At 72.1% G+C, this 11,845-nt stretch carries 8 protein-coding genes; 3 read left to right on the forward strand and 5 right to left on the reverse strand.

Annotated elements, in window-relative coordinates:
• Position 1: 1 nt before the first annotated feature.
• The gene (locus tag INT49_RS01955; protein ID WP_193116036.1) at positions 2-964 is read left to right on the forward strand and encodes a sulfite exporter TauE/SafE family protein; all 963 of its coding nucleotides are present in this window, start codon (positions 2-4) and stop codon (positions 962-964) included.
• A 61-nt stretch (positions 965-1,025) separates the two neighbouring features.
• Entirely contained in the window at positions 1,026-2,585 is a 1,560-nt protein-coding gene (cobA, locus tag INT49_RS01960) for a uroporphyrinogen-III C-methyltransferase (RefSeq protein ID WP_193116037.1), read from the forward strand.
• A 71-nt stretch (positions 2,586-2,656) separates the two neighbouring features.
• Here the strand turns inward: cobA and ilvD are convergent, their stop codons facing one another.
• Positions 2,657-4,489 (reverse strand): dihydroxy-acid dehydratase, encoded by a 1,833-nt coding sequence (gene ilvD, locus INT49_RS01965; RefSeq protein WP_193116038.1) that lies wholly within the window; start codon positions 4,487-4,489, stop codon positions 2,657-2,659.
• Between the two features lie 145 nt (positions 4,490-4,634).
• Here ilvD and INT49_RS01970 point away from each other — a divergent pair, with 145 nt between their 5' ends.
• Complete coding sequence (locus INT49_RS01970) at positions 4,635-5,465, forward strand: helix-turn-helix transcriptional regulator (RefSeq protein WP_193116039.1); 831 nt, start codon at positions 4,635-4,637, stop codon at positions 5,463-5,465.
• 18 nt (positions 5,466-5,483) lie between these two features.
• On the opposite strand, the gene INT49_RS01975 is transcribed toward INT49_RS01970, so the two are convergent.
• The 4 genes from INT49_RS01975 to INT49_RS01990 form a co-directional block, all read right to left on the reverse strand.
• On the reverse strand, positions 5,484-7,913 hold the full coding sequence (locus INT49_RS01975) for a GNAT family N-acetyltransferase (RefSeq protein WP_193116040.1): 2,430 nt from the start codon (positions 7,911-7,913) through the stop codon (positions 5,484-5,486).
• 14 nt (positions 7,914-7,927) lie between these two features.
• Complete coding sequence (locus INT49_RS01980) at positions 7,928-9,316, reverse strand: lysine N(6)-hydroxylase/L-ornithine N(5)-oxygenase family protein (RefSeq protein WP_193116041.1); 1,389 nt, start codon at positions 9,314-9,316, stop codon at positions 7,928-7,930.
• A complete protein-coding gene (locus tag INT49_RS01985) occupies positions 9,313-10,839 on the reverse strand; it encodes a pyridoxal phosphate-dependent decarboxylase family protein (protein ID WP_193116042.1) in 1,527 nt (508 codons plus the stop codon). The genes INT49_RS01980 and INT49_RS01985 overlap by 4 nt, the downstream gene beginning before the upstream one ends.
• 355 nt (positions 10,840-11,194) lie before the next feature.
• The gene (locus INT49_RS01990; RefSeq protein ID WP_193116043.1) at positions 11,195-11,731 is read right to left on the reverse strand and encodes a mycothiol transferase; all 537 of its coding nucleotides are present in this window, start codon (positions 11,729-11,731) and stop codon (positions 11,195-11,197) included.
• Positions 11,732-11,845 lie beyond the last annotated feature (114 nt).

An 11,845-nucleotide genomic window follows, 5' to 3' on the forward strand; every position in this document is an offset into this window, starting at 1 on the left:
CATGCTCTCCGAGCTGGTGCCCGCAGCGATCGCCGGATTCCTCGCGCAGATGATCGACGGCGCCCTCGGGATGGGGTACGGCGTGACGTCCGCCTCGCTCCTGCTCGCGACCGGTATGGCGCCGGCCGTGGTCGCCGCGACGGTCAAGTTCGCCCAGCTGGGCACGACGCTCGCCTCGGGGGCGAGCCATTGGCGGGCGCGGAACGTCGACGCCCGGATCGTGGCGCGCCTCGCCGTCCCCGGCGGTCTCGGCGCCCTGGTCGGGGCGACCGTGCTGTCCTCGCTCCCGCTCGAGGCGGCAGCACCGGTGATGTCCGCCCTGCTGCTCGGTCTGGGCATCCTGGTCGTGATCCGCTTCGCCACCCGGCGCGAGCGGATGGACCCGCCGGATCCCGAGAGCCCGCGGGGACGCCTGCTGGTCCCCCTGGGTCTGGTCGGCGGGCTGGTCGATTCCACCGGTGGCGGCGGCTGGGGACCGGTGGTGACGTCGACGCTGCTGACCTCGGCGCGCACTGCGCCGCGCACCGTGATCGGTTCCGTCGCCGCCGCGGAGTTCGTGGTCACCGTCTGCGCGAGCATCGGGTTCGTCCTGGGGCTCGGCCTCGGCGGCGTGTCCGTCGGGCTCGTCGTGGCTCTGATGATCGGAGGCGTCCTCGCCGCTCCGCTCGCGGCACGGCTGGCGGGCCGTCTGCCGGCGGGCATCCTGGGCGTCCTCGTCGGCAGCCTGATCATCACCCTGAACCTCGGGCCCACTCTCACCGCCGCTGCGGTGCCTCCCGCAGTGAGGCTCGCCGTGCAGCTCGGCGGGGCCCTGCTGTGCCTGCTGCTCCTCGCCGCGGCCCTGCGACGCCATCGGATCTCACGCCCCGGGTCCGCCGGGGACCCCCAGGACGCTGCGGACCCTGATTCCGCTGAGTCCTCGACGGAGGACAGCGCCCGCCCCCTCCCCGCGCCGATGCCCTGAGCGTCCTCGACCCCCTGCCCTGCCCTGCCCTGCCCTGCCCTGCCCTGATCGAGAGTCCGTCATGACCTCTGCCCGCCCTGTCCTGGACGATGCCCTGTCCGCCTCCGTGCTCGAGCCGGGATCCGTCGCCCTCATCGGTGGGGGCCCCGGCGCCCCGGACCTCATCACCGTGCGCGGCCTGACCCTGCTGCGGCAGGCCGACGTCGTGGTCGCGGACCGCCTGGGCCCCACCGGACTCACCGAGCAGCTCGGTGCAGGGGTCGAGGTGATCGACGTCGGCAAGCGACCGGGGGCGCACTCCCTGCGCCAGTCCGGCATCGAGGAGCTCCTCGTGTCGAAGGCGCTCGCGGGCAACCGGGTGGCCCGCCTCAAGGGCGGGGACCCCTTCGTGCTCGGCCGCGGGGGCGAGGAGGTGCTCGCCTGCCGCGCCGCCGGTGTCCCGGTCCAGGTCGTCCCGGGGGTGACCTCGTCGATCGCGGGGCCCGCGGCCGGGGGCGTCCCGGTGACCCAGCGCGGCAGCGCCGTCGCCCTGCACATCGTCAACGCCCACGGCGACCTCGGCCCGGCGGACCTCGCCGCACTGCGGGATCCCGGCACCACGACCGTGCTCATGATGGGCGTGGAGTGGCTGCCGCGGCTGGTCGCGCAGTCCCTCCTGAACGGCGTCGCCCCGTCCACCCCGGTCGCGATCGTGCAGAGCGCGACGCTGGCGGATCAGAAGGTGGTGCACGGGACCCTGTCCACCATCGTGCAGATCGCCGGCGACGCCGGGATCTCCCACCCCGCCGTGATCACCGTGGGCCGCACCGCCGCCGAGGGCTTCCTGGAGCCTGCGGTCCGCACCGACCCCGTCCGCGGTTCCGGCCGCGAGGCCCTGCCCCGCCCCGACGGGCTCCCACCTCGCACGAGCGTTCCGGCGCTGGTCGGCTGCGCCCACGGAACCCGCCTGCGCGCGGGCCGCGACGTGGTGCGGGCGATCCTGCGCCGGATCACGGAGCTCGTCCCCGAGGCGCCGGTGCGCGAGGCCTATGTCGACGTGCAGTCCCCCCAGGTGGCCGGGGTGGTCGCCGACCTGTCCTCCGTGGTCTCCGAGGTGCGCACCCGCGAGGGCGACGTCCCGCCCGATGTCGTGGTGGTCCCGCTGCTGCTCTCGACCGGAGTCCATGTCGGCCACGACATCGCGCACGCCGTCGCGGACCGCGACGCGGTCGCCGCGGGGCCGCTCGGTCCGGATCCTCGGTTGGCGGAGGTCATGGCGCAGCGGCTCGCGGAGGCCGGGGGCACGAGCGCGGATGCCGTGGTGATGGCGGCAGCGGGGACCCGGGACCCGGCCGGTCAGGCGATGGCCCGGGAGATGGGCCGTCTGCTCGCGGCGCGCCTCGGCCGCGAGGTGGGCGTGGGCTTCATCTCGGCCGCGACGCCCTCGGTGGCGGCGGCCGTCGACGATCGGCGCGCCGCGGGCGCGACCCGGGTCGCCGTCGCGACCTATCTGCTCGCCCCGGGGCAGTTCCACTCCCAGCTCGAGGGCTCCGGGGCGGACCTCGTCGCCGCGCCGCTCGGCGACCATCCCCTGATCGCCGAGATCGCCGTGGACCGGTACCGCACGATGCTCGGCGCCTGAGACGGCCCGGCACGCACGCGACGCCCGACCCCTCCCCGGGCCGGGCGTCGCGTGTCGTCGAGCAGGGCGGGTCAGTCCAGCGGTCGACGGGTGGCGCCGTAGGTCGCCGAGCGCACCAGGTGCGCGTAGACCTTCAGGGCCTGGGAGACCTCGCGATCACGGCTCGCGGGACGCCAGGGCAGGGGCCCCTTCGCCTCGCGACGGCGGTCGATCTCCTCCTGCGGGACGTCGAGCTCCAGCAGGCGCTTGTCGACGTCCATGATGATCCGGTCGCCGTCCTCGATGAGGCCGATCAGGCCGCCCTCGGCCGCCTCCGGGGAGATGTGACCGATGGAGACGCCGCTGGTTCCGCCGGAGAAGCGACCATCGGTGATCAGCGCGCAGGTCTTGCCCAGGCCGCGCCCCTTGAGGAACGAGGTCGGGTAGAGCATCTCCTGCATACCGGGGCCGCCCTGCGGCCCCTCGTAGCGGATCACCACGACGTCGCCGGCCTTCACCGTCTTGTCGAGGATCTTCTGGACGGCTTCCTCCTGCGAATCGCACACCACGGCGGAGCCCTCGAAGTGGAAGAGGTCCTCGGTGACGCCGGCGGTCTTGAACACGGCGCCGTCGCGGGCGAGGTTGCCCTTCAGGACGGCGAGGCCGCCGTCCTTGCTGTAGGCGTGCGGGACCGAGTGGACCACGCCGTTCTCGTCATCGGTGTCCAGCTCGTCCCAGGTGTTCGTGGTGGAGAAGGCCTGGGTGGTGCGCACGCCACCAGGGGCGGCGTGGAACAGCGCCTCCGCCTTCTTCGAGGCCGTGCCGCTGCGGATGTCCCACTCGGCGAGCCAGCTGGAGAGGTCCGGAGAGTGCACGGTGTGCACGGTGTGGTCCAGCAGCCCGGCGCGGTCGAGCTCGCCGAGGATCGCGGGGATGCCGCCGGCGCGGTGGACGTCCTCGACATGGGCGGTGCCGTTGGGCGCCACCTTGGACAGCGTGGGCACCAGACGGGAGATGCGGTCGATGTCGTCGAGGGTGAAGTCGGTCCCGGCCTCGATCGCGACGGCGAGGATGTGCAGGATCGTGTTGGTGGAGCCGCCCATCGCGACATCCATCGCCATGGCGTTGGAGAACGCGGCCTTGGTGGCGATCGATCGCGGCAGCACGGAGTCGTCGTCGTCCTCGTAGTAGCGCTTGGCGAGCTCCACGACCTTCCGCCCGGCCTCGAGGAAGAGCTCCTTGCGGAAGGCGTGGGTGGCGAGCGTGGTGCCGTTGCCGGGGAGGGACAGGCCCAGCACCTCGGTGAGGCAGTTCATCGAGTTCGCCGTGAACATGCCCGAGCAGGAGCCGCAGGTGGGGCAGGCGTTCTCCTCGACCTCCGCGAGCTGGGCGTCGGTGATCGCGTCGTTCGCGCTGAGCGACATCGCATCGACCAGATCGATGCGGTTCTCGGTGACCCCCTCGACGGGCTTCCCGGATTCCGAGGGGCCGCCGGAGACGAAGACGACGGGGATGTTCAGCCGCATCGCGGCCATCAGGTGGCCCGGGGTGATCTTGTCGCAGTTGGAGATGCACACCAGGGCGTCCGCCGTGTGGGCGTTGACCATGTACTCGATCGAGTCCGCGATGAGATCGCGGCTGGGCAGCGAGTAGAGCATGCCGCCGTGCCCCATGGCGATGCCGTCGTCCACGGCGATCGTGTTGAACTCCTTGGAGATGCCGCCGGCCTCCTCGATCGCGCTCGCGACGAGGTCCCCCATGTTCTTGAGGTGGACGTGGCCCGGCACGAACTGGGTGTACGAGTTCGCGATCGCGATGATCGGCTTGCCGAAATCTCCGCTCTTCATGCCGGTGGCGCGCCACAGGGCGCGGGCGCCGGCCATGTTGCGGCCGTGGGTCGAGGTGCGGGAACGAAGCTGAGGCATAGGGACATCTGATCACTCCGAGCGTCCTGGCACCAAGACGCCGTCACTACTAGTGGTGGAAGTGATAGTTTTCGCGACGGGGCGGCCGGACGACGGGACGACCCGACGACCCGACGACCCGACGACCCGACGACGAGGAGGCTGCATGACCGAGGGACCGCGTGCCGAGCTGGGCACGTTCCTGCGCCGACGCCGCAACGAGGTCGTGCGCGCCGACTACGACCTGCCGCCCGTCGGCCGCGGGCGCACCAAGGGACTGCGCCGGGAGGAGATCGCCTTCCTCTCCGGGGTGAGCGTCACCTGGTACACCTGGCTCGAACAGGGCCGGGACATCAACCCCTCCCGCCAGGTGATCGACGCCGTCGCCGTGAACCTGCGCCTGACCGAGGCGGAGCACGACTACGTGCTGGGTCTGGCCGGGTTCGCCCCTCCCCCGCGCCCGGTGCTCGCCGAACCGGCCCCGGTTCCCCCGCACGTGCAGCATCTGCTGGACGCCCTGGACCCGTCTCCGGCCTTCGCGCTCACGCCGCACTGGGACATCGCCGCCTGGAACCGGGCCTATGAGGGGCTCTTCCCCGCGGTCCGCGAGGCGGAGGCGACCCAGCGGAACCTGCTGCAGTTCATCTTCACCGATCCGTGGGTGCGCTCGATGCTCCCGGACTGGGAGCGCACCAGCCGGCAGTTCCTCGCCGAGTACCGCGCCGAGGCCGGCGGCCGGGCGGGCGGCCCCCAGCACGTGCGGCTGGTGGGTCATCTGCGGGCCGAGAGCGAGGAGTTCTCGCAGGCATGGGACGTCCACGAGGTGGAGCGCTTCGCCTCGCGGCGCCGGGAGTTCCTGCACCCCGTCGTGGGTCGGCTCGTGTTCGAGCAGGTCAACATCGTGCCCCAGGACGCGCCGGACCTCCACGTCGTCTCCTACCTCCCGCTGCCCGAGGGCGACACCCCCGCGGCGGCCGCGCGGCTCCTGGAGAGCTGAGCGCCGCCGCCCCGGACCTCAGACAGGGACGGAGGTCCGGGCCACGGGGTTGGCCATGTCCCCGGCGAAGAGCAGCGAGGAGGCCTGGTCGCCGAGGTCGACCATTTGCAGGGTGTTGCGCAGCTGCAGCCGGTTCAGGCACGAGTGCGCGAAGGTGCCCGCGCGCAGGTCGACGTCCCCGGCGATCCCCCGCGCGAGGTCCGGATGGTCCGCCTCGTACCCGTCCAGGACTCCCGCCACGACCCTCCAGAAGTGGTCGGCGGGCAGCAGCCCATCGGCGTCGAGGATTCCCGCGAGGTGCCGCAGCACCCCGTCGAAGACGTCGGTGAAGATCGACAGGGCCTTGTCCTGGCCGGGGACCACCGCCCGCACCCGCTCCATCGCCACCGGCAGCGGGCGGTGTCCCAGCACCGCCATCTCCTCACCGATGTCCTTGAGGAATGCCCCGACCACCTGCTGCTCCCGCACTCGCAGGATGAGGTTCTCGCCGTGCGGCATGACCACCACGTCATGCGCGAGCAGCGCATGGACGAGGGGGCGGAGGTAGGCACGCAGGTACTGCTCCACCCAACCCTCCGCCGACAGCACCGAGGCGCGGATCATCGTGCTCGCGAGCGCCGTACCGTCGTGATCGCGGTGCAGGAGTGCCGCCATCGTGAAGGCCCGCTCCCCCGGCTCGAGCAGCGGCACGGGGCTCTCCCGCCACAGCGCCGCGAGCATCTTGCGATGGGGGTTCGTGGTCGGCGTCCGGTGGTAGATGTCCCCGGTGTAGCCCAGTGCTGCCCGCTCCCGCAGGACGCGGAAGCCTCCGCCGGCGAACTCGGGGTCGCCGTCCACGAGAGCGGCGAGCCAGTCGTTGATCGCGGGGGTGTCCCGCATGTACTGCGGCGAGAGGCCGCGCAGGAACCCCATGTTCTGGATCGCGAGGGCGACCTTCACATAGGGCGCCCCGGATCGCGTGCGGTTGAAGAAGGTGCGCAGGGACTGCTGGGGCTGCATCTCGTCGCCGCCCGACCCGAGGGGCACGAGGTCGCCGCGGGCGATGTCCGGGGCGAAGGTGATCGGCAGGCGATGCTCCGCCTGCCAGGGATGCAGGGGCAGCAGGTGGTAGTCCGACGGGTCCAGGCCCCGGCCGGCCAGACGGTCCGCGAAGGAGTCGCGCTCCTCGGACGAGAGGCTCCACCGGGCATGCGCGGCCTCGTCCAGGCCCTTGCCGAGGGACAGGGTGCTGCGCCCGGCGTGCACCGCGACCCACTGCAGGCGCGTACGCCGGCCCTGCTCGGGCGCGTAGGCACGGTAGTCGGGCAGGGAGAACCCGATGCGACCGTTGTTCGCGAGGAAGCCCGGGTGGCCCTCCGTCATGGCGGCCTCGACGTCCGGGAGGTCCGCCGTGAGCAGGCCCTCGGCCGACGGCCGCTCGCCGCGACGGGCCTCGTCGAGCGTCGCGCAGCGGGCGGCGAAGGTGGACGCGAGCTCCTCGAGGTAGGTGGAGAGCAGCTCGTCGGGGATCCCGAGCGGCTCCTGCTGCTCCAGGACGAGCGTCTGGACGTCGAGCGCCGTCGGGGCGCCGTCCTCGAGGCGCCGAATCGAGGCAGGGTCCACGAGCCAGTGCTCGAGCGGGAGCACCCGGGCCCGGAACTCGTAGCGTACGTCGGTGCCGGGGACTGCCAGGGCGAAGCGATCGTCGCCGAGCGCCTCGGGGGCGAGGACTCGTTCGTGGCTGAGCTCGGCGAGGGCCTTGGCGATCAGGTGCCGGTGGGCCCGCTCGGCTACGTCGGCGCGCAGATGGGACGTCGGGGCGACGGGAGCGCCGAGATGTGCGCGCTCCGCAGTCGCGTCGTCGGCTCCGGCGCCGCCCCGGAGTTCCTTGCGCTGCCGCCGGTCCCCGAGCGGGGAAGCCGCGAAGTCCGCCCGGGTGCAGATGCTCAGCACCGCGCGCTTCGTGCCCGATCCCTCGGGCAGTTCGACGGTGCGCAGCACGCGGAAACCGGCTGCGGCGTTCTTGGCGAGCACTGCGCTGTTGCGTTCGTCGGGTTCGACGACGATCCGGGCGGCGCCACGGTTCTCGAAGCACCAGCGCACGACGCCTGCCAGCACCGCGGCGGTGAGGCCGTGCTCGGTCGGGCCGTCCGGCGGCGCGATGAGGAGGTGCATGCCGAGATCGCCGGGTTCCGGATGCAGCACCCCGGCGGGCAGCAGTCGGGCGGGATCATAGGTCTCGACGTAGACGAGCGGGACCCCGTCCCGCAGGCCGATCCGGCCGTTCTCGTGCTCGGAGGCGGCGACGGCGTCGAGGTAGGCGCGCACCTGTGCGGGCGAATGGTCGACCATGCCCCAGAAACGGGCGCGCGGGGTGCTCAGCCAGCTGTGCAGCAGGCCGGTGTGGTCCGCAGGACGGAGCGGTTCGACGCTCAGGTCCAACGGGTCGTTCGGGTTCATCAGGTTCATGGGGACGCTCCTGGTCAGCGGGCGGCGGGGAGGCCGAAGGTCTGGAAGGCGATGCGACGCTCGATCGGATACGGCTCCCGCCCGGTGAGCGCGGCGAGGATCACGGAGGCGCGCAAGGTGCCGAAGCCGAGGTCAGGGGCGGTGACGCCGTGGGTGTGCTCCTCGCCGCCCAGCACATGGATCCGCTCCTCGCGGTCGACGGTGTAGTCGCGGGTGACGTCGAGCCGGCCCGCGTCGTCGTGGCGGATCCGGTCCCCGAGCGGTGCGAGCAGCTCCGTGGAGCGGGGCCGGTAGCCGGTCGCGGCGACCACGGCGCCGGTGCGATGCTCCGCGACCGAGCCCGTGAGCGGATGCTCGAGGTCCAGGACGATCCGTCCGCTCCCGGAGTCCCTGCGGGCGGCGCGGACGGCGGCTCCCGTGAGCAGGCTCGAGGGCACCTCCCGGCCCCCGGCGGAGAGGCGGTAGAGGAGCTCGTGGATCTCGTCGATCAGGTCCGCGCTGATGCCCTTGTGCAGGGCACGCTGCTCCCGCGCCAGGCGGTCGCGCGTCCCCTCGGGAAGGGAGCGGTGCAGGTCGGTGTACTCCGGCGAGGTCATCTCGAGGGTGAGCTTCGTGTACTCCATGGGGAAGAACCGCGGGGAACGGGTCACCCAGTCCACCCGCAGCCCGTCGGCCCCGCCCTCCTGGAGCAGGTCCCGATAGATCTCTGCGGCGGACTGCCCGCTGCCCACCACCGTCACGGATCCGGCGGCGAGCAGCTCGTCCTTCCGCCGGAGGTAGTCGGCGCTGTGCAGCACGGGGGCTGGGGCCTCGTCTGCTGGAGCACCACCGGCCGGGCCGATCAGCTCGGCGAGGGGCGGCGGAAGGTGCGGCGCGGTGCCGACGGCGAGAGCCACGTGGCGGCCGCGCAGGTGCTCGCAGCCGATCACAGCCCCGGTTGCATCGAGCACGGCGGCCGTGACGAGCAGGTGATCGCCCTCCTCCTCCACGGCGACCACCCGACGCCGCCAGCGCAGGCAGTCCAGCTGTGCGGCGACCCAGCGGCAGTACTCGTCGTACTCGCTGCGCAGCGGGTAGAAGGATTCCCGGATGTAGAAGGGGTAGAGCCTGCCGGTCTGCTTGAGGAAGGCGAGGAAGGAGTAGGGCGAGGTGGGATCCGCCATCGTCACGAGGTCCGCGAGGAAGGGGACCTGGAGGGTGGTGCCCTCGATCATCAGTCCCGGGTGCCAGGAGAACCTGTCGGCCTGGTCCAGGAACACGGCGTCGACGTCCGGCAGCGGGTCGGCAAGCGCAGCCAGTCCCAGCCCGAAGGGGCCGATCCCGATGCCGATGAGGTCGTGGATCTCCTCGTCGTGCACCGCGGGTTCCGGGCTCTCCGCCTCCGGCGTGGCCCGGGCGCTCATCGGTCCACCCCGGTCGCGGCGAGGCGGGTGCCGGCGAGGAGTCCGCGACCTGTGGCCCGCACGAGGTCGAGCACGGCGGCGATGTCGGTGAGCGTGGCCTCGGGATTGAGCAGGGTGAGCTTCAGGTAGCAGACGCCGTCGATCGTCGTGCGCGCCACCATGGCCCGGCCCGATTGGAAGAGGATCCGGCGGATGAGCGGCTGCAGCTCGTCGACCCGTGCATCGTCCAGGCCTGCGGGCTGGAAGCGGAAGACCACCGTGCTGAGATCCGTCGTGCCGAGCACGTGCAGGTCCGGGTCGTCCTCGAGCAGGCCGCGGACCTCCGCAGCGAGGTCGCAGACCCGGTCCACCATCCGCCCCAGCTCATCGGGCCCCAGCGCGCGCAGAGTGGTCCACAGCTTCAATGCGTCGAAACGTCGCGTGGTCTGCAGCGACTTGTCGACCTGATTGGGCTCGGCGTCGGCGGAGGCGGCCTCGGCAGCGGGATTGAGGTAGTCGGCGTGATGCGCGGCCGCGGCGAGGTCGGCCGGATCGCGCACGATCAGAGCGCTCGAGGAGACGGGCTGGAAGTAGGTCTTGTGGAAGTCGACCGTCACGGAATCGGCGCGTTCGATGCCCGCCAGCAGCTGGCGACGGGTACCGGAGACGAGCAGTCCGCCGCCGTACGCCGCGTCGACGTGCAGCCAGGCACCGTGCGTGCCGGTGGTGGCCGCGATCTCGGCGAGGGGATCGATCAGGCCCCGGTCGGTGGTCCCGGCGGTCGCGACGACGGCCATGACCGGCTCCCCGGACGCCTCGCAGCGGGTAAGGAGGACGTCCAGAGCGGTCGGGTCCATCCGGCCCTGCCCATCTGCGGCGACGATGCGCACGGCGTCCTCGGCGAGGCCGAGCAGCTCCGCGGAGCGGGAGACGGAGAAGTGGGCGGCCTCCGTGGTGAGAACACGCAGCCGGGGCAGGAGGTCCTCGCGGTCCGTCGTCGCCCTGCGCTCGGCGCGCCGTCGGGCGAGGAACAGCGCCTGGAGGTTCGACTGGGTGCCTCCCGAGGTGAACACGCCGTCCCCGGCGGCGAAGCCGATCCGGCGGCCGGTCCAGCGCACGAGTCGCTGCTCCATGAGGGTGGCGACGAGGGACTGGTCGTAGGTGTCCACGGAGGTGTTGATCGCCGCGAGCATCGCCTCGGCGGCGACCGCCGGCAGCACCACGGGACAGTTGAGGTGTGCCAGGTACGACGGGTGGTGGAACCAGACCGCGTGCTGGGCGTACAGCGCACCGGCCTCCTCCAGTGCGGCCGCGGCGCCGATCCCGGAGCCGTCCAGAGTCCGCTCCTCGACGAGTCTCTCCAACGCCGAGCGATCCGGTCCGACGGAGGGAGCGCGCACTGCACGGACGTGACCGGCGATGTCGTCGACGACGTGGTGCAGGAGGTCGGCGTACGCATCGGCGGTCCGCGCAGTCAGCAGGGATCCGACGCCTGGCGAGTCCGGGTCGTCCGTCTCGGTGGTGAGCGTGAGCAGCGAGTCCATGGGCAGGTGCCTCCCGGGGTCGAGCGGATCCGGCGAACCCGCGTCACTAAGGTTTGGCTACCCTAATAACGCAACGCTCGCGGCGCGCAAATCAGATGGGGTCCGCATGAGAAGCGCCACGAGAGCCCGAGACCGGACAAAAGCCGTGGACAGCGAAGGTGCCGATGTGCAGAGCGCCTCGGCGGGCTCGACCATCACGTCGACGGGCGCATCTCACAGGCTTTCTACGGTGTTGCCTCGTGGACAGGCTTTTCACGCTGATCACGGGCAACGACAGAACAGCGCGGGTCCCCTGCCCGGACCGCGTCGGACACCCTGAGGACGCGCTCACCGGTCCCCGACACCTGCCCGTCCGTCACGGCGGATCGTTGCCGACCAGTCCGTCGATCGCTTCTCGGATCACCGAGATCTGGCCCGAGTGCAGGAGGTTCTCCTCGAGGATGTCCACCAGTCGACGACGACGCTTCACGATGTACCCGGGGTCGCTGTGCAGCTCCGTCTCGAGCCCGCCGTCCGCGACCAGACGGCTCCACTCCTTCCGGCATCGCCCGATCGTCGAGTACCAGAGGTCGTACAGCTCCTCCGGGCGGAGGGCGATCGCCTCGTCCCACTCGGCTCCGTCGGAGTGCTCGGCGCCGTCCGGGCCGGGGACCGGGGGCCCGGCGGGCCGCTCGGCCGCGAGCGCCGTCCAGCTCTCCTCGACCTTCGCCAGGTGCAGGATCGTCCCGGCGACCGTCAGCGTCGAGGGCGCGTGCCGGCGCCGCAGCTGCTCGGCGTCGAGTCCTCCGGTCTTCCAGGCGAACTGCCGGTGCACACGGTCCAGGGCGAACAGGAGCATCTCGCCCTCGTCGCCCCGCAGGCAGTCCTCGAACGGGATGTCGGTGTAGTCCATGTCAGGACCGTAGACCCGCCTCCCGGTGAGGACCAGGGTGAGGACCGGCGCGAGCTCGACGTCCCGGGCACCGCCGGAGACCGGGCCCCGGACGCACGACGGTCGGATCCCGAG

The organism is Brachybacterium tyrofermentans (assembly GCF_014897585.1).
Lineage (GTDB): Bacteria > Actinomycetota > Actinomycetes > Actinomycetales > Dermabacteraceae > Brachybacterium > Brachybacterium tyrofermentans.

Bases quoted from the DNA above. Each gene is read 5' to 3' on its own strand.
- INT49_RS01955 (WP_193116036.1), top strand. From the start codon at position 2: ATGCTCTCCGAGCTGGTGCCCGCAGCGATCGCCGGATTCCTCGCGCAG.
- cobA (WP_193116037.1), top strand. From the start codon at position 1,026: ATGACCTCTGCCCGCCCTGTCCTGGACGATGCCCTGTCCGCCTCCGTG.
- ilvD (WP_193116038.1), bottom strand. From the start codon at position 4,489: ATGCCTCAGCTTCGTTCCCGCACCTCGACCCACGGCCGCAACATGGCC.
- INT49_RS01970 (WP_193116039.1), top strand. From the start codon at position 4,635: ATGACCGAGGGACCGCGTGCCGAGCTGGGCACGTTCCTGCGCCGACGC.
- INT49_RS01975 (WP_193116040.1), bottom strand. From the start codon at position 7,913: ATGAACCTGATGAACCCGAACGACCCGTTGGACCTGAGCGTCGAACCG.
- INT49_RS01980 (WP_193116041.1), bottom strand. From the start codon at position 9,316: ATGAGCGCCCGGGCCACGCCGGAGGCGGAGAGCCCGGAACCCGCGGTG.
- INT49_RS01985 (WP_193116042.1), bottom strand. From the start codon at position 10,839: ATGGACTCGCTGCTCACGCTCACCACCGAGACGGACGACCCGGACTCG.
- INT49_RS01990 (WP_193116043.1), bottom strand. From the start codon at position 11,731: ATGGACTACACCGACATCCCGTTCGAGGACTGCCTGCGGGGCGACGAG.